Source organism: Cupriavidus sp. SIMBA_020 (assembly GCF_046535395.1).
In the GTDB taxonomy this organism is placed as follows: domain Bacteria; phylum Pseudomonadota; class Gammaproteobacteria; order Burkholderiales; family Burkholderiaceae; genus Cupriavidus; species Cupriavidus campinensis.
The window spans coordinates 1-233 of record NZ_JAWRWU010001736.1 but is presented as its reverse complement, the minus strand read 5'-3'; the positions used below and the strand labels follow the sequence as shown (position 1 = coordinate 233).

At 63.5% G+C, this 233-nt stretch carries 1 protein-coding gene; it reads right to left on the bottom strand.

Translation table 11 applies throughout. The features are described 5' to 3' along the window. A partial coding sequence (locus SB751_RS35560; RefSeq protein ID WP_410749680.1) for a hypothetical protein occupies nt 1–211 on the bottom strand: 211 nt, incomplete at its 3' end. Between the last annotated feature and the right edge of the window lie 22 nt (nt 212–233).

Here is a 233-nt window from a genome sequence, read left to right as displayed (position 1 = left end):
ACTCGGCGTCGACGATCGTGAGTTCATCGATGCGCCGCTCGAGCGCCGCGTTGTTCTCGCGCAGCTTCGCGTGCGCCTGCCTCATCGAGTCGTTCTCGACTACCAGCTCGTCGCGCTCGGTCTCGATCTTCAGGCGCTCGGCCGCGTCGGCTTCACGCCGCGAGGTGAGATCCGCGACATGGTTCTGGAGCGCTGTGATCTGACGATTCATGAACTCGACTTCGTGCGCATCG